A 23,151-nucleotide genomic window follows, 5' to 3' on the forward strand; every position below is an offset into this window, starting at 1 on the left:
GCTCAATCCCTGCCTTGTACGAGGGAATAGAACATGTGCTCCAGCGTGGCATCCGATTCCCCGAATTGGGAGCGCAGTTCATTCAGCGTCCCTTGAGCAATAACCTGCCCACGGTGCAGAACGATAAAACGATCACAGTAATTTTCAATCGTGGACAGAATGTGTGAACTGAGCAGGATGGATGATCCCGAAGCTTTCATCTCCAGCATAAAATCAAGCAAAGAGCGAATACCCAGCGGGTCCAGGCCCAGGAAAGGCTCATCAATAATGTACAGTGGTGGTCCTGCCACAAAAGCACACATGATCATGACCTTTTGCCGCATCCCCTTGGACAGGTGAGTCGATAAACTTGTACTTTTCTCATTCATACGGAACAGTTCCAGCAGTTTCTCCGTACGTTGTTTGAAATCAGCCTCTGACACATTGTACGCTCTTGCCGTAAACTCCAGGTGCTCCATCACTGTCATCTCATCATACAGTTCGGGTGATTCCGGTACAAATGCCATAGCCGATTGGTAGATCTGCGCATCCTCGTCCCGCTTCTTGCCCATCACTCGCACTTCGCCCTGTTGAGGGGTCATCAAGCCGAGGATATGTTTCATGGTTGTGCTTTTGCCAGCACCGTTTAAGCCGATTAGTCCGACCATCTCTCCACGTCCAACTTCCAGATTGATTCCGTGAAGGACTGGCCGTTTGGCACTATAACCTCCGCTTAACCCGCTGATTTGCAGAACAGGCGATTGAACGTTTTCCATCTATCCCTGCACCCCTTTCGTCAGATTCTATTCTTCGGAGCGTGGCGTTTTATCTTTACTCCACTTGGGTGCTCCTTTGTTTTTACGATCCTGGTCGCGCTCCGTGCGGCCTGTATTACCCGTTGGTTTGCTACCTGCCGGACGCGAATTGGAGATTGTAGCTTTGGTTCCCCCATTACGATTGCCCTGACCTGGTTTGCGATCTCTGGATTGTCCTGGTTTTCTGGAGAACGAATGTCCCTCAGGCCGCGTGTCCGGACGCGGGTCAGCCTCCAGTACTTTACCGCCAAAGAGTACACGTTCTGACAGTTCGATTCCGAGTTCGCGTGCGAATTTACGCATAATAAAGATCTGTGTTTCATCCACAATGGACAAAACGATACCCGAGCGTCCCATACGGCCTGTACGACCTGCACGGTGAACATAGTGCTCCGAGTCAAAGGCAGGGTCATAGTTAATGACCATTGGCAAGCCTTCAATATCCAGTCCTCTGGCAGCCACTTCGCTGGCAATCAGCAACTGAAGTTTGCCATTACGGAAGGCAGACAATACGTTACTGCGGGTCACTTTATCAGCATCCCCATACAGCGCAGCAGCGGACAAGCCCAGATGATTCATTTTTGCTTCAACTTCACCAATATCTTCAGTTGCATTCACAAATACGATCGCCCGATCCGGATTGTACTGTCTAACCAGACGACGCAGCATGTCAATTTTGTTACGGTTTTCTTCTACAAAATAATAATGCTCAAGGCCCGCAGCCGTAGCTCGATCCGGTTCAATTCCGATCTGAACAGGCTCTTTCATCTCACGCTTTGCGAGTCCAGCCGTATGCTCATCAATGGTTGCTGACAGGAAGATCAGCTGACGGTCCCGCAATGCGCTCTTGAGTACAAAGTTCACGTCACTTACGCCGCCAAGTTGGAACACTTGGTCCGCTTCATCGATAACAATGGTGGAAACGTTGTGCATTTTCAGTTTTTTGAGTGTAATCAATTCCTTCAGTCGTCCCGGTGTACCCACAACCAATTGTGGATGCTCACGTAGCTTCTCGATCTGACGTTTAGCCGCTGCACCTCCAATTAGACCCAATACGCCAATCTTACGTTCTTCCGCATAACGCTGCGCTTCACGTACAATTTGCATCGCCAGCTCTTGCGTAGGTGCAATAATGAGTTTCTGCGTACCTTTGATATCCATTTTGATGGATTGTAACAGTGGCAACAGATATGCCAGCGTTTTTCCTGTTCCCGTCTGGGATTTGGATACGACATCTCGGCCTTCCAAAATAACCGGGATCGTCTGAGCCTGTACAGGTGAAGGTTCGTTAATGCCATGTTTGGCCAAAACGGCCTCCAGATCCTGTTCCACGCCAATTGAAGCAAATGTTTGATTCGTCATGTATGTCCATCCTTTTAATTTATTCATTTTGATGTTATATAAGTTCAACTAAGGAGTAATTACACTGACACTACGAGGACAGAACAACCTTCCGATCACTGTTATCCCCAGATTTTTTTGATTCCTTTTTTTCAAAAGGAAAAATCCGGGGATAAAGGTGCACGCTTCGCTTCTTCAGGTTATTTCTGTCCTCTCCGTTATTGTGTAAAAGTTTAGTTGAACATATAAGTTGCTTGTATATTACCGAAGCCTGTCATCACATTACCTTTCATTATATGCGAAAAAAGCCTGTGTACCAAATCTTATTCCAGAATTGTATGTATACACGCCAAAAAAAAGAAAAGCCCCTCGGCGGAGCCTTTCTTTCATTCCGTATATGATGCCTCGTATCACATTTACTTCTGATTCATTACACCGTGCGACAATCGATCTGCAAGACGAGGAAATAGCTGGTACAGCCATATGCCAGCAGAAGCAAGTCTTGGCAGATTCACTTCTTCCTTGCGCTTTTTCATCGCCCGAATCATATGACCCGCAACGTCTTCCGGTTTCAACATCATCCAGCGTACATTATTCACATAATTGCCAGAAGGGTCAGCCCGATGGAAAAACGGTGTATCAATCGGACCTGGATTAATCGTTGTCACCATGACTCCAGTCTTGCGAAGCTCCTGACGCAGCGCATTACTAAATCCGAGGACAGCATGTTTCGTAGCCGTATAGGAAGCGGATTTGGCTGTACCGATTTTGCCAGCCATGGAGGCCACGTTCACAATCTGACCTTTGCCACGTTCTAGCATTTGTGGAAGCACTGCTTTGGTGCAGCGGACAATGCCCATGTAATTAACGTCCATCATCTCATCGAATTCCTGTACAGACATCTCTGTCATCGCTGCAAATTTCCCGTAACCTGCATTGTTCAGCAAAATGTTGATTCGTCCGTATTTATGCAATATCGCATCCACAGCTGCCTGAACCTGCTCACTATCCGTAACATCAAGTGTGAGTAATTCATGCGGCCCTTTCAGCGAGGCACCAATCTCTTCCAGCTTGTCCCGTGAACGGGCAGCCAGAATTGGGATGGCTCCTTCTTCTATCAGCATCTGCGCACACAGCGCACCGATACCACTCGATGCACCTGTGATAAACACTACCTGATCTTTCAGCATCCGTGATGTCCTCCCGTATTGAACACATATTGCCTTTTCAGGCGTATGGTTCTATTCTACGAGATCATGACCTGAATATCCATCTCACCAATGCCGTCCATCAGCAAAGGAATGCTCAGTGCTTTCGTTGCACTAAATGTAGTCAGATGTTCGGACTTCATCACTTGTGGAGGTGTAATATCGACCACAACACCCTGGTTTGACAGGATGGTGCTGGCATTACCACTGATCATATTCCCCAGTTCGGAAATCGCACTTTTGCTCATTTCATCCATTTCTGTAATGACAAATCCACCCATCATCGCAGATACAATTTTCAATGCAACTTGTTCATTAATTCCAAATACAATGTTTCCGCTAAGTTGTCCGGTCATTCCGATCACGATCCAGACATGGTCTGCAATGTACTCTACATTTTTCACGCCAAGACTCCCGGTGGAAGGCGAAACCTGGATGAGCTGTTCGAATACGTTCCGTGCCGATTCCAGGAAAGGATTAATCACTTCCGCTTTCACTGTCTATGTCCCCCTCGCACTGGGTTATTGGTCACACACCAAAAGTCCCATATTCATTAAATTTATTATACTTTATCACGTACAAGAATTCATTAAGAATTCGTTAAACCATGTGTACTATAATTTATCGTCATCCGTGGGGCAAATGTTTATAGCTGATTCTAGCGAATAAACAGCGCTTTTCACTTCTTTTGAAGAAAGCTTTTCGTTCGTTGTGCGTGGCATAAGGCATTTAGGACTTTATTACTGTTTCTCACAACTGTTAAAAAAATCAATTTCTTGTATTCGCGTTTTTTTCACAGTCTCTTGAACTACTTTTGATCCTGATCATTACCTTCATTGCTCTGCTGTCCTGAATCACCTATAATTTAAGATAACGGAACAATGACCAGTTACGGGATTACATCGCACCAAACACTACATAATCAAGATACTTTGCCTGCAAGGAGGTCACCTATGAACATAAGCCAACTGGAGACACTAATTACCATTTCCAAAACGATGAGCTTCCGCAAAGCGGGAGAACTTCTGAACCTGACCCAGCCTGCCGTCTCGGCCCAGATCAAAAGTCTGGAGGACGAATTCAGCACCGTTCTTGTGGATCGGAACCAACCCGTTACCCTGACAGACCGTGGACAGGTATTCCTGGAGCACGCTGAACGGATGCTCGACATCGTTGATGAGTTGAAACAAAAATTGTCCGATCTTGATGAAACGCCTCAGGGACGTATCGTATTAGGCACAACAACTTCCATTGCTATTCAGATCTTGCCAAGGGTGTTATCCTATTTCCAAGATCAATTCCCGCTGATCAAAACCAGTATCCAGTCCCTTCCTTCATCACAGATCTATACCCAGGTCGAAAATGGTCTGGTTGATATTGGTATCGGTTATCTCACGGAGCGTAATCCCAACCTGAATACATCTGTGCTCTACTATGACACATTTGAACTCGTGGTATCTCCTTCCCATCCGCTGGCGAAGAAAAAACATGCTGCAGTGGATGTGCTCCGGAGTACACCATTGATTCTGCTGTCCCCTGATACCGTAGGACGAAGATTTACAGAAACGATCTTCAAGAAACATAATATTGAACCTAATATTGTAATGGAGTTGTCGAGCAGCGAAGAAGTGAAACGGATGGTCGAGATTGATCTCGGGGCAGCTGTCATCTCCAAACAATCTGTTGCGCATGAGTTGCGTCAAGGTACATTGCGAATGATACCCTTAAGTGAGCTGGAGGTCAGTCACCCTGTCGGTGTCATCTATAAGTCCAGTCGATACCTTAACTCAGCAATGCAACAATTCATAAGTGACCTCAAAGGTATGCCGGAAACCCAATTCATCAGTTCAGAATGACAATGAGCCATGAGAAAGGAAGGATTCCATATGAAATTTGATCTTCATACACATCATTTTCGTTGTGGTCACGCAGACGGCAACATCCGCGATTATATAGAGGCAGGTATTAAGGCAGGACTTCAGGCCATCGGTATCTCGGATCATACGCCATACTTTGGCAGTGAGCTTGAGCAGGCATTTCCCCGGATCGCAATGGGTAAGTCTGAATTGCAGCATTATGTGGAAGAAGTCCTTGCTTTGAAAGAAGAGTACGCTGGTAAAATCGATGTGCTGCTCGGCATTGAATCCGACTACTTCCCTGTTCATGCAGAATTGTACCGTACCACACTGGGACAGTATCCTTTTGACTATATTATTGGTTCAGTTCATCATACCGAGGATGTGAGTATCTTCAATAAAACCCGGTGGAAAGGACTGAGCGATGCTCGCAAAGTTGAAGTGAAAGAGAGTTATTATTCATTAATTCGGGAATCGGCTCGCAGCGGTATGTTCCAGATTCTTGGACACATTGATGCGATGAAAGGAAACTATCCACCCTTCTCTGAAATTATCGCTGATCAGGCCATTGATGAAACGTTGGAGGTCATTGCAGAATCCAACGTAGCGATCGAAATTAACACATCTGGCAAAACCAAACTCAGCGGTGGATGGTACCCGTCAGATGCCATTCTGGAACGCGCCCATCATTATGGAGTGAAGGTGACATTTGGATCGGACGCTCATAAACCACAGCGGGTTGCAGACGAGCTGGATGACGTTCGTACACGTCTCAAGGAGATCGGATTCACCGACTGGGTATACTTCAAGCAGAAACAGATGCAGGTTGTTCCACTGTAAAAAATAGCAAACACAAAGGCCCCCACAGCGCGCTTGTTCACGCCGTGGGGGCCTTTTATTGCCCAATATAAGGAAATATAATTATATTTTACACGATAACGGAGAGGACAGAAATAACGTGAAGAAGCGAAGCAGTCGCCTAAAAGCTTTCTGAAAGAAAGCTGCATCGGAAGCATACGCTATCCCCGGATTTCCCCTTCAAAAATATGGAAATCAAAATAATCCGGGTATAACAGCGATCGGAAAGTTATTCTGTCATCGGAGTGGCCAGTGTAAATATTCCACAGTTAACTTATATGGACAAAAAAAATGAACCCGCTCGCGCGGGTCCCAACAGCATTATCTATTATCAAAAAGGGGGTCATGAGATAAGTTTACCCCCTGTCTGTTAGAGTTCAATTGCAACTATATTTCAATTGTGTAACAAATGATTGAAGTTCGATTCATTCACGTTTGACTACTCTTACTCTATGTCATTGCGGCTTGTCAGATACCAGGGTTTGCAGGTCTTTTTCCTGAAGCGGTCTGACGTATTGTTCCCGGTACATACTGTACACTTTAACATCCATCAGGGATTCGGATCCCTCGTCATCCTCATCATTCAGTCCGAACGAGGGAAGACTCCGCTCATAGGACATCCCTATTTTGCTTAGCACCCGTTGTGAAGATACATTGGCCTCATAACAACGTGCTTCCACCCTCCCCAGATGAAGATCGTCAAATCCAAACTGCAGCAGCCGCTGTACCGCCTCGGTAGCCACACCCCTGCCCCAACAGGACCTGTTCAGGATATAACCAATCTGTGCGGTACCATTCAGATCATTCCAGTGTTGGAATGAGGTGATCCCAATCACTTGTTCCTTGCCTCTCCAGCAGATCCCATAATGTAACGAATCCAGCTTGGCGCTGCTGCTCCGTATCTGGTTCAATAACCGTCTCGCTCGGATTGGCGTGGGCTGGCTTCCCCTATTCACATATCTTATGACTTGAGGATCGGAAAAGAGTTCCGATAATGTGCTGTAATCACTTTGACGTAATGATCGCAGGACAAGACGCTCTGTCCACAAAGCCGGCAGACCTTGAACCAGCATTTTTCGGGTAAGCATGACAATCGCTCCTTTTGCCTAAACGGGCTCTAGTCCGGTAAGACAAGCATGCTCTGATGATGATCCGGCGTAATACCATTTGAACTGATCCACGAACTTTAGTATTCGCATTTTAGTATTAATATATTGCATCATTCAATTCCTCACGCTAAAAGGTCCAGATGCTGACTACTCCTGCAGCCCGCGATAGATACCCGTACGAATCTCACGAATATAGAAATCCAATGCAGGAACATTCGCCGACTGTGCAACCTGTACTTCTCGCTCAATATCATAAGGCACCCGCACAAATTGAACATTGAACGGGGTATTGTTATCGTTGCTGTCTTCACCCTCCAGAATACAGTAGGAAGCCTGGGGAAGATCGAGTGGATTACCAACACTGCCTGCATTAAACAGTAACTTGCCGTTCATATACTGCAAGTATGCGTTATGCACATCCCCATAACCTACAACATCTGCAACACCTTGCTCAGGCTCATCAGCCGGAGGATCAAACATTGCCAACCTCTTTTCCATCGCGTCCCACGGCTGGACACGATGGTATACACTTTGAGGTGAAGCATGGACCAGACGGATGGTGCGACCGCTCAGTTGAAATTGATGACTGAAGGGTAGGCCCGCCAAGTACGCCAATCGTTCCTCACCCAGCCGTTCTGCTTGCCACGTAAAGTTCTCATTGTCTTGGTTAACCGCAACCAGTTCATCCCAATTGCCACGGATAACAAGTTCGCACGTTGCTCTCACCTGATCCACAACCTGTACCGGTTCTGGCCCCTTGCCCACGAGGTCACCAAGACAAAAGATTCGCTCCACGCCACGACTTCGGATATCTTTTAACACTGCTTCCCAGGCAGTCATGTTGCCATGAATGTCGGATACAATCGCAATTCTTTCCATCTGGATAACCTCCATTCATGTTGAATCCTTTATGTTTTATATTCATCTTATATTCTTTTATGTGGTTGATCCTTTAAGCTCAAAAACCGTTAATTCTGGTCTGCACAGAAAACGAATGGGCAGTTGAGTCATGCCAAAACCACGATTCACATACACCGGCATCTGTGTCTGGGTGGTGTAATATACCCCCTGGACATCCGTGTAATACAATCCTTGAACATACTTGTGTGAACCTCGCGGAGTTGTCAGTGCCCCGATCCAGGGAAAACGTACCTGTCCACCATGGCTATGACCGGAAAGTTGTAATCCGAAACCATAGGGAGTGGCAATGTCGGCATAATCCGGTTCATGCATAAGTAACAATTTCCACACATCATGATCCAATCCCTTGATGGCTTGGGCAGGATCAGGCCTGCCTGTAAGTGCGTCATCCAGTCCAGCTATGGCCAGACGTTCGCCCCCTTGTTCAATCACCACATGTTCGTTCCGTAACAAAGTGAATCCAGCTTCACGGAACATGGTTGTCACTTCATTCTGCTGTCCGCCCCGATAATCATGATTCCCCAAAACTGCAAATTTGCCATACTTCGCTTGCATGGAGGCGAGTACCGGAATACATTCACGCATCGGCTCTGCTTCCCTCTCAACTATGTCTCCGGTAAAACAAATCAAGTCCGGTTGCTGCTCCTCAATCGTTGCTGCCAGCTTTTTCAGCTCTTTCACCCCGGTATGAAAACCAAGATGGGCATCGCTGAACTGAACGACACGCAAACCGTCAAATGCCTTTGGAAACTTCGGAAGTTTCAGCGCCACTTGCTTGATCTCCAGACGACGCGGTTCCCATAACCAGGCATAACCTCCTGTAAGCAAACTGGCACCCGCTGTCATCAAAACCATACGCAATAAGAAACTTCGGCGAGAGGGATCATGATCCTTTTCTTCTCCAGGAAACACAGACTCTTCTGCACCTGATGCTTTGTGCGAGCGCTGGGACGGCGAGTTGTTGCTGCCCTGACGCGGTGTCTCTGCCATATCTCCCCCTCCTTCTACGCTCTTAATCCATCCCCTTAGTATATCATATTCTGCATGGGTAGCCCGGTTCCTCTGCTTCATTACAAAAAGAAGCCGGGATCTCCGGCATGTTGCTGCACGGGATCACGACTTCTTCTAAGTTGCAGATTACACTTCTGCACATGTTATGACGAGATTATACACCCAACCAGCGTTTGAACATATGCTTGGTCGTTTGTTTGTTCATTTCGGCAATGGAGGTTGTCAGTGGAATGCCTTTTGGACAGGATTGCACACAGTTCTGTGAGTTACCACAGCCCTCGATGCCTCCGTCTTCCATCAACGCTTCCAGACGATCGTCGGCGTTCATCTCCCCTGTTGGGTGAGCGTTGAACAGACGCACTTGAGACAGTGCTGCTGGACCGATAAAGTCTGTTTTCTCATTGACGTTCGGGCATGCCTCCAGACATACACCACATGTCATACATTTGGACAGCTCATATGCCCACTGACGCTTCTTCTCAGGCATCCGTGGACCTGGACCGAGGTCATAGGTACCATCGATCGGAATCCATGCTTTTACGCGTTTCAGGGCGCTAAACATCCGGCTACGGTCGATGACCAAGTCACGAACCACTGGGAATGTCTTCATCGGTTCGATACGAACAGGCTGTTCGAGCTTGTCGATCAGGGCTGCACATGCTTGACGTGGCTTGCCGTTGATGACCATGGAACAGGCACCGCAGACTTCTTCGAGACAGTTGGAATCCCAGCACACGGGTGCAATGGATTTGCCATCTGTATTGACCGGGTTCCGCTGAATCTCCATCAGGGCGCTGATCACGTTCATGTTGGGACGGTACGGAAGCTCAAATTCTTCGTTGTACGAAGATGACTCCGGGCTATCCTGACGGGTGATGATAAACTTGACGGTTTTGTTGGCTGTAGCTTGTTCCGCCATATCGTAGTCCCCTCCTCTGGTGACGATGATTGTATTGCTGATGCGCAAAATGGTTTGGTGCACGGGTGACGCTTCGTCAGCGGAATGCCCCTCTGATCGCTGTTATCCCCGGATTTTTTTGATCAACCCTTTCCAGGGTTAGAATCCGGTGATAAAGGCGAAGAGTATGCTTTCGAAGTAGCTTTCTTTCAGAAAGCTTTCAGCTTCGCTTCTTCTGGGCATTTCCGCTTCCTCCGCTACGTCGTGCACGCAGGGTCACTTTGCTGGAAACTGCACTCCATTCATGCTGGATGGGCAGTATTGAAGTTCTGAAGCATCGCTAAGGCGCTTTGCTTCTTCTGAGTATTTCCGCTTCTTCCGCTATGTTGTGCACTGGGTAACTTTGCTGGAAAACTGCACTCCATTCATGCTGGAGGCAGTATTGAAGTTCTGAAGCATCGCTAGGGCTTTGCTTCTTCTGGGTCTTTCCTTCACTTTGATGGCAGTAACTTTGAAGAAGCTTTGCTTCTCCACAGTTCTCCTGCCTTCTTCGTTCAGGTGCTTAATATTTAACCTTATAGATAAATCCGTGATATTTAATCCTTGGAGTAATCCCGGATACGTGGTGGGATCAGGGATACGTCTACTGGCTCGTACGAGATTTTCGGGCCTTCTTTCGACCAGCTTGCGATAGTCGTTTTCAGGAACTCTTCATCATTACGTTCCGTGAAATCCGGTTTGTAATGCGCGCCGCGGCTTTCGTTACGCAGCAGTGCGCCCAGTGTCATTGCTTCTGCCAATTCAATCATGTTCCACAGTTGGCGAGTGAATGCTGCGCTCGGGTTATTCCAACCAGAGCTGTCATACATATTGATTTTGCCATAACGCTCTTTCAATTCCTTGATCTTGCCAATCGTGGCTTCAAGCTTGTCGTTGTAGCGCACAACCGTCATGTTGGCTGTCATCCACTCGCCAAGCTCTTTATGAATGACATAGGCATTTTCCGTGCCCTGCATTTTCAAGATGCCTTCGTACTTGTCGCTTTGTTGTTTGGTGTGTTTCTCAAATACGGAAGATGGGATATCTGCGGACGATTTTTTAAGTCCTTTGATATATTCAGCCGCTTTTGGTCCAGCCACCATACCACCATAGATCGCAGATACCAGTGAGTTTGCACCCAGACGGTTCGCACCATGGTATTGATATTCACATTCACCAGCTGCGAACAGCCCCGGAATGTTAGTCATTTGGTTGTAATCTACCCACATGCCGCCCATGGAATAATGGACTGCCGGGAAGATTTTCATTGGGATTTTACGCGGGTCATCACCCATGAACTTCTCATAGATCTCAATGATTCCGCCGAGTTTAACATCCAGTTCCTTCGGATCTTTGTGCGACAGGTCGAGATAAACCATGTTCTCGCCGTTCACACCCAGACCCATATCTACGCAGACGCTGAAGATTTCACGAGTCGCGATATCACGTGGAACCAGGTTACCGTAGGATGGATATTTTTCTTCAAGGAAGTACCAAGGTTTTCCGTCTTTGTACGTCCAGATCCGTCCACCTTCACCACGCGCGGATTCAGACATGAGACGTAGCTTGTCATCCCCTGGAATGGCTGTTGGGTGAATCTGAATGAACTCCCCGTTTGCGTAATTTACACCTTGTTGATACACCGCACTTGCCGCTGTACCTGTGTTAATGACAGAGTTGGTCGTTTTACCGAAGATGATCCCCGGACCACCGCTCGCCAGAATAACCGCTTCTGCCGGGAAGGTCTGTACCTTCATCGTTTTCAGATCCTGAGCTACGATCCCGCGACATACGCCTTCATCATCCAAAACCGCCTGCAGGAACTCCCAGTTCTCGTATTTCGTAACCAGACCCGCTGCTTCCCAGCGACGTACCTGCTCGTCTAATGCATAGAGCAATTGTTGTCCTGTTGTCGCTCCGGCAAACGCCGTACGGTGATGCTTCGTTCCCCCGAAACGACGGAAATCAAGCAAACCTTCCGGTGTCCGGTTGAACATTACGCCCATACGGTCCATCAAGTGAATGATGCCAGGTGCTGCTTCGCACATCGCTTTAACAGGAGGTTGGTTCGCAAGGAAGTCACCGCCGTATACCGTATCATCAAAGTGTACCCATGGGGAGTCACCCTCACCCTTGGTATTTACCGCTCCGTTAATGCCGCCTTGTGCGCATACAGAGTGGGATCGTTTAACAGGAACCAGTGAAAATAAATGAACATGGACTCCGGCTTCAGCCGATTTGATCGCCGCCATCAATCCCGCGAGACCGCCGCCCACAATAATTACATTCGTTGATGCCATTGCTGTTCACTCCCTTATAAGTCAGCATTTATACGCTAAATGCTTAAATTAGAACTGTTTTTACTGCGTCAATCATCGAAGTAGCTGTTTCGAAATCAATGCTCCGGAAAGCAAATAGTGAAGCAATAAACATGATGGAAACAATAGCGAACAAGCTCATACATACGTAAGAGGATACACGCTGCGCACGCGGACCAACTGTAATTCCCCAGCTAACGAGGAACGACCACAGACCATTGGCAAAGTGATATGACGCCGCAACCACACTGATCATATATATCGCAAAGGTTATCGGATTCGTCACCGCATCATGTATGACGCCGCCAATCTCTTCATGGGATACATTACCCAGCGCAATCTGTACTCGCGTCTCCCATACGTGCCAGATGACGAATACAAACGTAATAATACCGCTTACCCTCTGTAACGTGTAGCGCCAGTTGCGCTCATTACCGTAACGCCCAACGTTAGGCTTGGCCTGATAGGCAATGTAAAGACCATAAACACCGTGATAGAACAACGGCAACCAGATAAGTAATGCCTCAATTACAATAACAAGAGGCAAACCGTTCAGAAATGCAACGGCACCGTAAAAAGCTTCTTTGCCGCCTTCAACTGCCGTGAAGTTCGTCACCAAATGCTCAACAAAAAACAAACTGAGCGGAATGACGCCAAGCAAGGAGTGCAGCTTTCTGGAGTAAAACCCTTTCATAAAATGTCGATCCCCTTTCGCTAAATACAACGTTTTCATAAATGATTTCACTTATCATGACACGAATCCTTTTCCATGAAAAGGTTCGACAAATTGTTCCGTTTTCCCCAGGTGTGAACAACTTGTGTCACGGTTCATGTTACTCCTTTTTTTCTTATAAGGGAATTGCAATATAATTATTAAATGTTATAACCTATAGGTATAAGCAGTGAAACATTGGGTTTACAGGCTATACAACATGGAAAACGATTGAGCAAGGGCAAGAATCACATTCATGGAAAAGAGGTTATTGTTCATGTTTGAGGAGTTAAATGCATTTGCAGCGGTCGTGGAGCAGTCCAGCCTCAACCGTGCATCCAAGTTACTGAACTTGTCCCAACCCGCACTTTCACGCAAAATTGCCAAATTGGAGGATGAACTCGGGGTTGCCCTGTTCCACCGCCGTGGCAAACGGCTGGAGTTAACCAGTGTGGGCCAGTTCACCTATACCTATGCTGTAGAACAGAAGCAGCAACAACAGAAGTTCCTCACTATGCTGGCCCAGTATAAAGACGAAGAACAGAGCACCATTACACTCGGAGCCAGTCTGACGACGCTTCAAACTACGTTACCACCTCTCGTCAATGCCTTTATGGAGAAACATCCAAATGCCGAATTGAAACTGTTGACGGGTAAAACACATGAGATTGTCTCGTTTGTGCGTGACAAAAAAGCCGATGTAGGCATTGTCGCCTCCTCCATCAGCGAAGTGGGGCTTAACTGTGTGCCGCTCTTTGACGATCACCTGGAACTGGTTGTGCCGCTTACACACCCCTTGTCCGGTAAGGAAGCCGGGATGGAGCATTTGCAGGATCTGCCGATGATCACGTTCTCCAAAGGCACCTGGTATCGCAAATTAACGGACGACCTCTTCCAGCGCTGTGCCGTGATGCCGGATATTCGCATGGAGATTGATTCCTTCGAAGCGATCATCCGACTTCTGCCTTCCGCCAAAGCTGCTGCTCTATTGCCCAAGTCATATCTTCGTCCACAATTGCTCGCGGACAATGATCTTGTTTCTGTTCATTTGCCTCAATTACAGCAGACCCGCAGAACAACTTGTATGATCTATGGGGAAAAAGAGGACCTCAGCGAGACTTCCAGACAATGGGTCAAGGAGACGGCTGCACTCTTTACAGCAAAGGCGCCATTGCCCTCACGGAGGGCTACGACGCCTTTGTCTTGATCTGAAACAGCCAGGCTCTAACGTCTGGCTTCCATATTTAACTCATGATAATTATCAGCTCTCTTGGCTGATAACCTCTTCTTCAAATCGGTCGATATCTGCATTATTACCAATAATGACCATGATATCCCCCATTTGAAGCGAATCCAGTGCCGTCGGAGCGATAATGACCCCAGCTTCTTTCTGTAACGCCACAATGCTGCAACCAAAACGTACACGTGCATTCAGGGTGGAAAGGGTTTTGTTATGCAGACAGGCGGGAACCTTCATCTCGACAATACTGTAATCATTGGATAATTCAATGTAATCCAGCAAGTTCGGGGTAACCAGCTGGTGGGCAACCCGAATGCCCATATCCCGCTCAGGATAAACAACACGATCAATCCCCAGTTTATCCAATGCGCGTCCGTGAAGGACGGATATGGCCTTGGCCACGACCGTCTTGACGCCCAGCTCTTTTAACAGAATCGCGGTGAGAATGCTCGTCTGAATATCATCCCCGATAGCAACGATACAGCAGTCAAAATTTCGAATACCCAGGGAGCGTAACACTTCCTCATCTGTGGCATCGGCTACAACGGCATGGGTGACCAATTCACTAATGTCTTCGACGACTTCTTCATTTTTATCGATCCCGAGCACCTCGTAGCCGAGTTCCATTAATTCCTGTGCCAGACTGGAGCCAAATCGCCCAAGCCCAATCACCGCAAACTGCTGTGTTTTCATTGTTCTTCACGAACCCCTTATCCAAATCAATTTCAAAACTCACTAAAAATAGATTTATCCAATAATCATTTTGCCTTCCGGATACCTGTATAACTCTTTACCCTTTTTCTGCCCAAGTGCATACGCTAATGTGATCGGTCCAAGCCTTCCTGCAAACATCGTAAAACAGATCAGGAGTTTGCCCAATGTAGTCAGTTTCAGCGTCAGTCCGAGCGATAATCCAACGGTACCAAAGGCCGATGTCGTTTCAAATAAGATCATCATAAAACTGGCGTCTTCTGTGGTACTCAGTGCCATCGTTACAGCTATGATGAACAAAAGCGCCAGCAATGTAATGGTAAGCGCCTTGAAGATCCGTTCCTGTACAAGCCGATAGCGGAAAAACACGATATCTTCACGTCCACGCATCATGGCGATGACCGCTCCAGCCATAATCATAAATGTCGTTGTTTTGATCCCGCCTCCGGTAGAACCCGGCGAAGCACCAATGAACATCAGAATGATCATAAAGAACTGTGTTGCCTGCCTGAGTCCGGCAATATCTACCGTATTGGCTCCTGCTGTTCGCGGCGTAACGGACTGGAAGAATGAACCGAGAATTTTGCCACCCCAGTTCAGGCCACCCAGTGTCCGTGGATTGCTGAATTCAAATACGAAAATGACAAGTGCACCAAACACAATCAACAATCCAGTCATTAACAGTACAACTTTGGAGTGCAGAGACAACTTCCGCGTTTTGCGGTAATCCACCAGGTCTGACAACACCACAAAACCGATACCACCAGAGACAATCAGGAACATTGCTGTAAAATTAACCAACGGGTCATACACATAACCGGTCAAACTGCGGAAATCCCCAAACATATCAAAGCCCGCATTGTTGAACATCGAGATCGCATGCCAATAGCCGTAATAGATCGCCTGTCCGACTGGCATGTCGAACGACCAGCGGATGGCAAACAGTGTGCCACATATGCCTTCGATAATGAGTGAGTAGATCACAACTTTACGGATCAGCCGGACGATGCCCTCCATCGTGCTCTGGTTCATCGCTTCCTGTAGAATCAACCTTTCCCTGAGCGAGATCCGCCGTTTGAACGCAATGGCAACCAATGTGGACATTGTCATAAAGCCCAGTCCGCCAATCTGAATCAGAATCGCGATTACAACCTGACCCAGCACCGAGAAATGAGTCCCTGTATCGACCACAACCAGACCAGTGACACAAACAGCCGAAGTTGCTGTAAAGAGCGCATCAATAAATGCAAGACTGTCACCGTTACGGTTGGATGCCGGAAGCATTAACAACAGTGTGCCTACCAATATAATGCCAGCAAACCCTAACACAAGAATACGGGGTGGCGATAATCGCATCCATTGCACATTCAGTTTCACTTGAGTATCTTCCACCTCTTCTAAAATGAAAATAACTCCACACCCGTGGAGCCTTCTTCATTTGAAATGCTGTTGCCAAACGTTAAACAAGTATGATTCAGTTTAAAACGACATATATAATGAAGTTGGAATATATCCTATTCGTTCCCTTGTTGGGCGAAAGACATGCGAATCATTGCACATTTGTTTCAAAATTATAAGCGCTGCGACGTTTGTAGACAAAACGTTTTTTGTGGAAATCGGATCGAATTCAGCCAAAAAGGGAAGAACTCAGATATGGCGACGGATGGATCAGATTCTTTCGGTCCTTTTCATTCATTTTCAAGGATTTACACCTGTTTTCGTTACATCATTGGCATTCGGTGCTTGGCCTGTGCTATGTTAACTTTAATATCCATATTAGTGCGTGTTCAAAAAGGGCGGTTTTCAGTACCAAGAAGATGGGATGAAGATAGAAATGGAGTAGCGGAGCGTAGATCGAGCTACGTGAGCAACGGACATTTCGGCTGAATTCCATATTCGATGCTGATGATGCCGTTAGGCAACCTTCGTAATCAAAAGCGGACTTTTTGAACTACCTCTATCAATAAAGGAGGAACACCATTACATGAATCCCTTAGGGCAGCCTTTGCAACTCAAGGCTAACTTCAAGCGGCTAGGGTTGCTTGCGGCGATTGGCCTGATTCTATTTTTTGTATTTCAGATCTTTCCTGCTACCTCATCTCAAACGACAGAAATTTCATCCACGTCCTTCATAACCAAGGAGCAGGCGAAGCAATCCGCACGATCATTCGCAGCTTCTGTGAATGACTATACACTGCCAAATGATGATGCAAAAACCCTGGTAACCTACCAGACACATTCCGATATCTACGGGTATATGGCCAAAACCAAACAACTTGATACCTATAACCAGAAATGGGAAACAAGCTATCCTTACGATGTATTCCGCGTTCGTTTGCCTGATCAACACAAAGGCGGATATCTTAATGTTGACGTACATATGAAAACAGGAAAAGTCGTCGGCTTCAAACGGGAACTGCCTTCTTCTCTCTATACTGCCATTGAGGCGGAGCAGGTTAGTGGACGAGTGACCACATCGCAAGTACTTGCTGAAGGCAATATATCTTTGGACGAGAAACAACAGCTTGCTGCTGGTGTTCTGACCGAATTCGGTTATGAAGTGCCGACACTTCAACTGGAGACTCGCGATGGTGAAGCGGGACTGAAGTATACAGATTCTGCAAAAGCCATTGGAGACTCCAAGCTTGAATTAAATTTTACGTTTGAAGAGGGTGCGGTACGATCGTTCGATCCTGGCTTCTCGGTCCCTGAATCCCATACCGATTATGTGAAAGCTCAGACGCGTCAAGCCAACTGGATGACCTATGGCGGCTATGCATTCCTGACCCTTGTTCTGGGCGTGCTGGCCATTATCTATAGCATTCTGACCCGAACACATACGTCTTTCAAACGCGGGATCATTCTCTCGCTGGTGTATTTCGCAGCTTCGGTGATTGGCACGCTGAACATGATTCCTCTGCTTCAGGCACAGGGATTCTCCAACTTCATGTTAGCGTTCCTGATGTTATTTCAGATAGGTATTACACTGGTCATGAGTGCAACCATCTATCTATCCCTCGTTGCTGGTGACGGCATGTGGCGTAAAATAGGTCTGAACCCATGGCCTCGTGCCAAAGAACCTGGATATGGAAAATATGTACTTCACAGCATGGTTGCTGGTTACCTGTGGGCATTCATTCTACTGGGTGTGCAATCCATCCTGTTCTTCATTCTGGAGCGAAGCATTGGCACATGGTCAACGACGTCAGCAGATCAATCTACATTTAATATGACCTATGCTTGGCTCTTCCCGATCATGGCCTGGATGGCCGGTATTGGTGAAGAAACTGTTTATCGACTGTTCGGCATTCGCATGATGCAAAAGATTGTGCGTAACACGTTTATTGCCTGTCTGATTCCAACCATCATTTGGGCACTTGGACACACATTGTATCCGATCTATCCAGTAATCACCCGTCCCATTGAGCTGTTGGTGATTGGATTGCTGTTCAGTCTGATCATGCTGCGTCACGGCTTCATTGCCGTTGTATTTGCCCATGTGATCTTCGACAGCTTGTTGATGGGACTCAGCTTGGTCTTTATGGGTGATGCCCTGAATATGACAGCTGGACTCTTCTGGATTGTACTGCCGGCCATCGTTGGATATGTGGTCTACAAATTCAATCCAAAACAAAAAGAGAAGCCGTATGTTACGACTCCTCATCCCGAAGTGCTGCAATAATCTGATTTGCCAGTTTGTCACCAATAGAGAGAGGCCGGAAGTCTTCAACGCTGGCCTCTTTTATTTTGCGCAAAGAGCCAAAATGCTTCAACAGCAACTTACGCCGCTTTTCTCCAATACCCGGAATGGCATCCAAACGTGATGTCACCATCGATTTGCCACGCTGTTCCCGGTGGAACGAGATCGCAAAACGGTGGACCTCTTCCTGTATCCGCTGCAACAGGTAGAATTCCTGACTATCCCGTGGCAGGGAGATGACTTCTGGTGGATTACCGATCATCAACTGCGAAGTTTTATGCTTCGCATCCTTCACCAGACCACATACCGGAATAAACAGCCCCAGCTCATTTTCCAAAATATCGACCGCAGCCGAGATCTGTCCTTTACCACCATCGACCACAATCAGGTCAGGCTGGGTCAGGTTTTCTTTTAATACCCGTTCGTAACGGCGACGGATGACCTCTCTCATCGTTTCATAATCATCCGGCCCTTCAACCGAACGGACCTTGTACTTCCGATATTCCTTCTTATCCGGTTTACCATCGGTAAATACGATCATGGCAGATACCGGGTTTGTACCCTGAATGTTCGAGTTATCAAACGCTTCAATACGGTGAAGCTGATCCAATCCAATAAAACGTCCCAGTCCTTCGGCAGCTTTGGATGTACGTTCTTCATTTCGCTCAATCAAACGGAACTTCTCTTCCAATGCCACACGTGCGTTATCCACAGCCATCGTAATCATCTGGCGTTTCAATCCACGTTGCGGAATGAGCACTTTGATCTCCAACCACTCCTGTAAAGCAGCAGCAACCTGAGTTGGGTCTTCCAGTCCTGATGGAAGCTTTTCATTTGAAGCAGTTGTATCCATTATTGGAGCATCCTCTTGCATACTGTCAGGTTGTTCACCTTCTGCCTCAGTGGAACCTCCGTAAGTTGCACGAGTCTCAGCAACCAATGGCTGGGAAGCGTTACTGTGCTCCACTTGTCCCATCTGCTCGAATTCTACCGTAACTGCGGCAGGTACCGATCCCTCAGCATCAGATACTGTATCCAAACTGTCGTTATCCGTTGCAAGATCCTTGGGCATTTCCGGCAACAAAATTTCTTGTGGCAATGCCGGATTATCACTGTAATACTGCGTCACGTAGGACATGAAATCACTGTACGCCTCACCGTAAAACGGGAAGGTTGATACGTGACGTTCAATCATTTTACCCTGACGCATATATAGAATCTGGACACACATCCAGCCTTTATCAATGGCAAAACCAAATACATCACGGTCTCTGGCATCGGCCATCGTAATTTTCTGTTTTTCCATCATCGCATCGATGGCGATTACCTGGTCGCGCAGTTCCTTGGCACGTTCAAAATAAAGATCCTCCGCAGCCTCTTGCATCTTACGCTGCAAATCCTTCTTAATCTCTTCATGACCACCGCTCAGAAATGAACCAATCTCTTGTGAAATCTGGTCGTACTGCTCCTTCTCCACTTCCTTCACACAAGGCGCAAGACACTGTCCCATGTGATAGTACAGACAGACTTCTTTGGGCATTACACCACATTTGCGCAGTGGATACATGCGGTCGAGCAGTTTTTTCGTTTGGTGTGCCGCATATGAGTTCGGATAAGGTCCGAAATATTTGGCTTTATCTTTCAGCACGCGCCGAGTTACTTCCAGCCGGGGGTGCTTTTCATTTGTAATTTTAAGATATGGAAATGTCTTGTCATCCTTGAGCAACACGTTGTACCGCGGCATATGTTTCTTGATCAGGTTACACTCCAGAATGAGTGCTTCCATGTTACTGCCCGTCACAATATATTCAAAATCACGGATTTCGGACACCAGACGCTGGGTCTTTCCGTTATGACTGCCGATAAAATAAGAGCGTACGCGGTTCTTCAACACTTTGGCCTTACCTACGTAGATAATGGTGCCTTCACTGTTCTTCATCAGGTAACATCCAGACATGTCTGGCAGCAAAGCGAGCTTGTGACGAATCTGCTCCAATGCCTTCTCCTGATCCTGCAAATCATTGATGAATTGATCCATAATTCGGTGAATCCTCCTTCCCGAAAAAAGTATAAATAAAAGGTTACACTAAGCCATTCTGATTACAGTACCGTCTTCCAATCCGTTATCGGATTGTCTCTGAGTCACCTTTTTTATAAGAAGAAACTAAAGATAATACACACTGACACTACGATGACAGAACAACCTTCCAATCCCTGTTATCCCCAGATTTTTTTCATTCCCTTTTCTCAAGGGAAAAATCTGTTGATAAAGGGGAACGCTTCGCTTCTTCAGGTTTTTTCTGTCCTCTCCGTTACTGTGTAAATAATTAGTTCCATCTATATATCAGAGATGAATCCGGGATAAACGCGAGCACTTCGCTTCTCCAGATCGGTTCTGTACTCTACATTCAAGTGTAAAAAATATTTTTACTTTATATTGTCCTATATAAAGGTATTCGACGCAAAACGCCCCCGGCATGTAAACCGGAGGCGTATGTGTAAGCCTGTAAATTATTGGTGTTTTTCGATAATTCCTTTGAGTGCATCTTTCGAGTTCAGACCAACCACTTTATCTACCGGTTGACCGTCTTTGAAGAAGATCAAAGTTGGAATGCTCATTACGCCAAAGCGGGAAGCTGATTCCGGATTTTCATCCACGTTAACTTTAGCAATTTTCACTGCATCGCCAACTTCTGTGGACAGCTCTTCCAGGATTGGAGCGAGCATTTTACAAGGACCACACCAAGGCGCCCAGAAATCAACAAGAACCGTTCCTTCGCCTTCTACTTCAGCGTTGAAGGATTGATCGGATACGTTAACAATAGCCATGAAATTGTCCTCCTTATATATACTTACGGTTTATTTTAACCTGTAACGTCGTGAACGACACTTCCAGTATAACACAGGTACGTCAAACTTGTGAATTGAACGCTGCAATGTTCATCTTCCCAACATCAAATCTTCACAATTACAGGATGTGGGATACTAACTTCAAAATCTTTACAAACGCTTTCTTTTCCAAGTATACTAAAATTACTCCGGGTTTCAGCCCCCATACGGGCAAGCTGTTTCCCCATAAGGAGGCAATAACATGGATGCAAATGTGCGGATCAACGACCCGCGTGAACATGTGAACGAGGAACCCCGCAACGATCTGTTTGATCTGATCGCGGGTGTTGCCGGCATGGCCGGCCTGATGACAGTGATCTTTTTCGGTATGGTTATCTTCAAATTCCTCACCGAATAGGATGCTTCCAGGCTTACGCAGGACCAGAAAAGCCCGGTTTTCGCGACAATGCGAAAGCCAGGCTTTTTTTGGGATTACTTTAGCTTTTGATTGCAATCAGCTCAGCTTCTAAATCGTAAGCTCCACCAATAATTTGAAGATTAACCTTGTCCAGAACCATTTCGTTCAATTAGATCGGTTCAACGTTTACCGCGCTGATTCTCACCCCGAACGGAGATTACATCCACAAATGGACGAATCCGGTCCATAAGACGTTGCCCTTTATTCATTTCCTCGCCGTCCCGATTGGTGAAACTAAGATGTTTTTCAAGCCCATCCAAATTGTAATTGGACGTATAGAACGTAGGTTTACGATTCATCCGATAGTTCAGAATAGACCCCATCACATGATCTCGAACCCAAGGATTCAGATTCTCTGCCCCGATATCATCAAAGATGAGCAGATCACAACTTTTCAAAATATCCGTCATTTCCTTCAGCTTCTGCCCTTCACTAATCATGGATTTCAGATCCTCCACAAAGTCAGGCATATAAATAATGACACCCGTGTGGCCTGCAACCGCCAGTTCATGCAGCAGGTAACACATCAGAAACGTCTTGCCCGTCCCGAATGTTCCTTCCAGAAACAGTCCTTGCGGAGATAATCCATTCTCCTTGGTCTCGCTAATATAACGAAGCACCTGATTTACTGCCGGAGCACGCATCCGATCCTTGCCCATAATCTCCACGTCGTTGTATCCGGCACTGAGCGCACGCTCGTCCACATAGAAACTGCGAATGCGTTGCTTAATGATATGTTCATTTTGCCGGGCGATATGTTTGGAACAAGGCGCTTTTATATCTATGATTTCGGGTTTACCGTTAAAATGTTCTACTTCCAGTTTGCAAAAGTGGCCCTGAAAATCGTTAGGGCAGTTGTCGAGTCCTGGGCAATTCGCACAGTTCTTTGAGTCTTTGGCGTACTGAAACAGCTTGCTCAGATCGGTCATGAGCTGTGCATCTTGCAGTTCAGGATGACCTGCGCGGAATTCACGTACATACGGATTTTCCATCAATTCCGCCGCAATCCGCCGCGATTGCTCACGAAAGGCAGGGTTCAGCTGCTGAAGCAGTCCTCCCAAGGATTCCATGGCTTCAAGCCCCCTTAATGTTTCAATATAGAATGAACAATGAAGTGTACCTGTGACC

At 46.7% G+C, this 23,151-nt stretch carries 20 protein-coding genes; 5 read left to right on the plus strand and 15 right to left on the minus strand.

Going from position 1 to position 23,151, the window contains the following annotated elements; genetic code table 11:
• Window positions 1-2: 2 nt before the first annotated feature.
• The 4 genes from MHI48_RS24880 to MHI48_RS24895 form a co-directional block, all read right to left on the minus strand.
• The gene (locus tag MHI48_RS24880) at window positions 3-755 is read right to left on the minus strand and encodes an ABC transporter ATP-binding protein (protein ID WP_076329013.1); all 753 of its coding nucleotides are present in this window, start codon (window positions 753-755) and stop codon (window positions 3-5) included.
• Window positions 756-782: 27 nt separating this feature from the next.
• Window positions 783-2,156, minus strand: a complete 1,374-nt coding sequence (locus tag MHI48_RS24885) for a DEAD/DEAH box helicase (protein ID WP_076329012.1) — start codon at window positions 2,154-2,156, stop codon at window positions 783-785.
• A gap of 395 nt (window positions 2,157-2,551) precedes the next feature.
• On the minus strand, window positions 2,552-3,325 hold the full coding sequence (locus MHI48_RS24890) for an SDR family oxidoreductase (protein ID WP_076329011.1): 774 nt from the start codon (window positions 3,323-3,325) through the stop codon (window positions 2,552-2,554).
• Window positions 3,326-3,381: 56 nt separating this feature from the next.
• Window positions 3,382-3,840 carry a chemotaxis protein CheX gene (locus MHI48_RS24895; RefSeq protein WP_036605799.1) on the minus strand — a complete coding sequence of 153 codons (459 nt, stop codon included), beginning with the start codon at window positions 3,838-3,840 and terminating at the stop codon, window positions 3,382-3,384.
• Between the two features lie 456 nt (window positions 3,841-4,296).
• Here MHI48_RS24895 and MHI48_RS24900 point away from each other — a divergent pair, with 456 nt between their 5' ends.
• Together MHI48_RS24900 and MHI48_RS24905 are read left to right on the plus strand one after the other, a co-directional pair.
• On the plus strand, window positions 4,297-5,199 hold the full coding sequence (locus MHI48_RS24900; protein ID WP_036605798.1) for a LysR family transcriptional regulator: 903 nt from the start codon (window positions 4,297-4,299) through the stop codon (window positions 5,197-5,199).
• A 30-nt stretch (window positions 5,200-5,229) separates the two neighbouring features.
• Window positions 5,230-6,039: a histidinol-phosphatase gene (locus MHI48_RS24905; protein WP_076329010.1), complete on the plus strand. Its 810-nt coding sequence runs from the start codon at window positions 5,230-5,232 to the stop codon at window positions 6,037-6,039.
• 473 nt (window positions 6,040-6,512) lie between these two features.
• Here MHI48_RS24905 and MHI48_RS24910 read toward each other — a convergent pair whose 3' ends face one another.
• The 6 genes from MHI48_RS24910 to MHI48_RS24935 form a co-directional block, all read right to left on the minus strand.
• Window positions 6,513-7,145, minus strand: a complete 633-nt coding sequence (locus MHI48_RS24910; protein WP_076329009.1) for a GNAT family N-acetyltransferase — start codon at window positions 7,143-7,145, stop codon at window positions 6,513-6,515.
• A 168-nt stretch (window positions 7,146-7,313) separates the two neighbouring features.
• Window positions 7,314-8,045: a metallophosphoesterase gene (locus MHI48_RS24915; RefSeq protein WP_036605796.1), complete on the minus strand. Its 732-nt coding sequence runs from the start codon at window positions 8,043-8,045 to the stop codon at window positions 7,314-7,316.
• A gap of 57 nt (window positions 8,046-8,102) precedes the next feature.
• A complete protein-coding gene (locus MHI48_RS24920; protein ID WP_076329008.1) occupies window positions 8,103-9,077 on the minus strand; it encodes a metallophosphoesterase in 975 nt (324 codons plus the stop codon).
• A 175-nt stretch (window positions 9,078-9,252) separates the two neighbouring features.
• Entirely contained in the window at window positions 9,253-10,017 is a 765-nt protein-coding gene (gene sdhB, locus MHI48_RS24925) for a succinate dehydrogenase iron-sulfur subunit (protein ID WP_036605794.1), read from the minus strand.
• A 575-nt stretch (window positions 10,018-10,592) separates the two neighbouring features.
• Window positions 10,593-12,335, minus strand: coding sequence for a succinate dehydrogenase flavoprotein subunit (gene sdhA / locus MHI48_RS24930; protein WP_036605793.1), 1,743 nt, complete (start codon window positions 12,333-12,335; stop codon window positions 10,593-10,595).
• 43 nt (window positions 12,336-12,378) lie between these two features.
• The gene (locus MHI48_RS24935) at window positions 12,379-13,047 is read right to left on the minus strand and encodes a succinate dehydrogenase cytochrome b558 subunit (protein ID WP_076329007.1); all 669 of its coding nucleotides are present in this window, start codon (window positions 13,045-13,047) and stop codon (window positions 12,379-12,381) included.
• A gap of 295 nt (window positions 13,048-13,342) precedes the next feature.
• On the opposite strand from MHI48_RS24935, the gene MHI48_RS24940 reads away from it, so the two are divergent.
• A complete protein-coding gene (locus tag MHI48_RS24940; protein ID WP_076329006.1) occupies window positions 13,343-14,272 on the plus strand; it encodes a LysR family transcriptional regulator in 930 nt (309 codons plus the stop codon).
• A 54-nt stretch (window positions 14,273-14,326) separates the two neighbouring features.
• On the opposite strand, the gene MHI48_RS24945 is transcribed toward MHI48_RS24940, so the two are convergent.
• Both MHI48_RS24945 and MHI48_RS24950 read right to left on the minus strand, forming a co-directional pair.
• The gene (locus MHI48_RS24945; protein ID WP_017692455.1) at window positions 14,327-14,998 is read right to left on the minus strand and encodes a TrkA family potassium uptake protein; all 672 of its coding nucleotides are present in this window, start codon (window positions 14,996-14,998) and stop codon (window positions 14,327-14,329) included.
• 54 nt (window positions 14,999-15,052) lie between these two features.
• Window positions 15,053-16,372, minus strand: a complete 1,320-nt coding sequence (locus tag MHI48_RS24950; protein ID WP_076329071.1) for a TrkH family potassium uptake protein — start codon at window positions 16,370-16,372, stop codon at window positions 15,053-15,055.
• Window positions 16,373-17,000: 628 nt separating this feature from the next.
• On the opposite strand from MHI48_RS24950, the gene MHI48_RS24955 reads away from it, so the two are divergent.
• Complete coding sequence (locus MHI48_RS24955; protein ID WP_076329005.1) at window positions 17,001-18,698, plus strand: CPBP family intramembrane glutamic endopeptidase; 1,698 nt, start codon at window positions 17,001-17,003, stop codon at window positions 18,696-18,698.
• On the opposite strand, the gene uvrC is transcribed toward MHI48_RS24955, so the two are convergent.
• Both uvrC and trxA read right to left on the minus strand, forming a co-directional pair.
• Window positions 18,667-20,754, minus strand: a complete 2,088-nt coding sequence (uvrC, locus tag MHI48_RS24960) for an excinuclease ABC subunit UvrC (protein WP_076329004.1) — start codon at window positions 20,752-20,754, stop codon at window positions 18,667-18,669. The two genes, MHI48_RS24955 and uvrC, sit on opposite strands and share 32 nt — an antisense overlap.
• A gap of 473 nt (window positions 20,755-21,227) precedes the next feature.
• On the minus strand, window positions 21,228-21,545 hold the full coding sequence (gene trxA / locus MHI48_RS24965) for a thioredoxin (protein WP_036605788.1): 318 nt from the start codon (window positions 21,543-21,545) through the stop codon (window positions 21,228-21,230).
• A gap of 262 nt (window positions 21,546-21,807) precedes the next feature.
• On the opposite strand from trxA, the gene MHI48_RS24970 reads away from it, so the two are divergent.
• Window positions 21,808-21,963 carry a YqzM family protein gene (locus tag MHI48_RS24970; RefSeq protein ID WP_143781130.1) on the plus strand — a complete coding sequence of 52 codons (156 nt, stop codon included), beginning with the start codon at window positions 21,808-21,810 and terminating at the stop codon, window positions 21,961-21,963.
• Between the two features lie 179 nt (window positions 21,964-22,142).
• Here MHI48_RS24970 and dnaI read toward each other — a convergent pair whose 3' ends face one another.
• Window positions 22,143-23,093, minus strand: coding sequence for a primosomal protein DnaI (gene dnaI / locus MHI48_RS24975; RefSeq protein ID WP_036605787.1), 951 nt, complete (start codon window positions 23,091-23,093; stop codon window positions 22,143-22,145).
• Window positions 23,094-23,151: the final 58 nt, after the last annotated feature.

Source organism: Paenibacillus sp. FSL H7-0942 (genome assembly GCF_045040715.1).
GTDB classification, from domain to species: Bacteria; Bacillota; Bacilli; order Paenibacillales; family Paenibacillaceae; genus Paenibacillus; species Paenibacillus amylolyticus.

Excerpts from the sequence above, each read along its gene's own strand:
- MHI48_RS24905 (WP_076329010.1), top strand. The coding sequence starts at position 5,230 with ATGAAATTTGATCTTCATACACATCATTTTCGTTGTGGTCACGCAGAC.
- MHI48_RS24935 (WP_076329007.1), bottom strand. The coding sequence starts at position 13,047 with ATGAAAGGGTTTTACTCCAGAAAGCTGCACTCCTTGCTTGGCGTCATT.
- sdhA (WP_036605793.1), bottom strand. The coding sequence starts at position 12,335 with ATGGCATCAACGAATGTAATTATTGTGGGCGGCGGTCTCGCGGGATTG.
- trxA (WP_036605788.1), bottom strand. The coding sequence starts at position 21,545 with ATGGCTATTGTTAACGTATCCGATCAATCCTTCAACGCTGAAGTAGAA.
- MHI48_RS24970 (WP_143781130.1), top strand. The coding sequence starts at position 21,808 with ATGGATGCAAATGTGCGGATCAACGACCCGCGTGAACATGTGAACGAG.
- uvrC (WP_076329004.1), bottom strand. The coding sequence starts at position 20,754 with ATGGATCAATTCATCAATGATTTGCAGGATCAGGAGAAGGCATTGGAG.
- MHI48_RS24890 (WP_076329011.1), bottom strand. The coding sequence starts at position 3,325 with ATGCTGAAAGATCAGGTAGTGTTTATCACAGGTGCATCGAGTGGTATC.
- MHI48_RS24940 (WP_076329006.1), top strand. The coding sequence starts at position 13,343 with ATGTTTGAGGAGTTAAATGCATTTGCAGCGGTCGTGGAGCAGTCCAGC.
- dnaI (WP_036605787.1), bottom strand. The coding sequence starts at position 23,093 with ATGGAATCCTTGGGAGGACTGCTTCAGCAGCTGAACCCTGCCTTTCGT.
- MHI48_RS24915 (WP_036605796.1), bottom strand. The coding sequence starts at position 8,045 with ATGGAAAGAATTGCGATTGTATCCGACATTCATGGCAACATGACTGCC.
- MHI48_RS24955 (WP_076329005.1), top strand. The coding sequence starts at position 17,001 with ATGAATCCCTTAGGGCAGCCTTTGCAACTCAAGGCTAACTTCAAGCGG.
- MHI48_RS24910 (WP_076329009.1), bottom strand. The coding sequence starts at position 7,145 with ATGCTTACCCGAAAAATGCTGGTTCAAGGTCTGCCGGCTTTGTGGACA.
- sdhB (WP_036605794.1), bottom strand. The coding sequence starts at position 10,017 with ATGGCGGAACAAGCTACAGCCAACAAAACCGTCAAGTTTATCATCACC.
- MHI48_RS24880 (WP_076329013.1), bottom strand. The coding sequence starts at position 755 with ATGGAAAACGTTCAATCGCCTGTTCTGCAAATCAGCGGGTTAAGCGGA.
- MHI48_RS24885 (WP_076329012.1), bottom strand. The coding sequence starts at position 2,156 with ATGACGAATCAAACATTTGCTTCAATTGGCGTGGAACAGGATCTGGAG.
- MHI48_RS24945 (WP_017692455.1), bottom strand. The coding sequence starts at position 14,998 with ATGAAAACACAGCAGTTTGCGGTGATTGGGCTTGGGCGATTTGGCTCC.
- MHI48_RS24950 (WP_076329071.1), bottom strand. The coding sequence starts at position 16,372 with ATGCGATTATCGCCACCCCGTATTCTTGTGTTAGGGTTTGCTGGCATT.
- MHI48_RS24900 (WP_036605798.1), top strand. The coding sequence starts at position 4,297 with ATGAACATAAGCCAACTGGAGACACTAATTACCATTTCCAAAACGATG.
- MHI48_RS24920 (WP_076329008.1), bottom strand. The coding sequence starts at position 9,077 with ATGGCAGAGACACCGCGTCAGGGCAGCAACAACTCGCCGTCCCAGCGC.